At 42.7% G+C, this 506-nt stretch carries 1 pseudogene; it reads left to right on the plus strand.

Annotated features, from left to right (window positions below):
- A pseudogene (locus Q0954_RS34395) lies at window positions 1-506 on the plus strand (hypothetical protein); the annotation flags it as partial.

Raw genomic sequence — 506 nt, forward strand, 5'->3', positions numbered from 1 at the left:
GAAAAAAACGTAAAGGCAATGGAAGCCAGAGAACTGGAACGGCAAAAGGAAGCCAGTGCAAACACTCAGGTGCTCCTGAGCAAAGTGGCGGCTATGGAAAAAAGAATTGCAACCCTGGAAGCCAGGGAACAGGAACGGCAAAAAGAAACTGCTAAAACCAATGAGTCGCTCCTGAACAGAATAAATGCTTTGGAAAAAAAAGCATCGGTTATCCCCACAAATGAAAACCAAAAGGTAAAAGAGGAAATTTATTCAGAAAAAAAATCAACTCAGGTAAGCGAAAAGAATCAGTCTGTTGCCACAGAAATGACCGAAAACAAACCCGCACCATCTGGTCAGCAAGAATCAAAACACCTGGTAAATCCGGTACCTTCCAAAGAAGAAGTCATTCAAATATTTACTGAGGAAGGCAGCACTGTGACAATGGCGGAAAAATATTTCAGTGATAACCTGTCGCTTATTCAGGAAGGTTTGATTAGTGAAGCCACGGTTCGCCGTAATGCCCT

Origin of the sequence: uncultured Microscilla sp., from assembly GCF_947493425.1 — a bacterium.
In the GTDB taxonomy this organism is placed as follows: Bacteria; Bacteroidota; Bacteroidia; order Cytophagales; family Microscillaceae; genus Microscilla.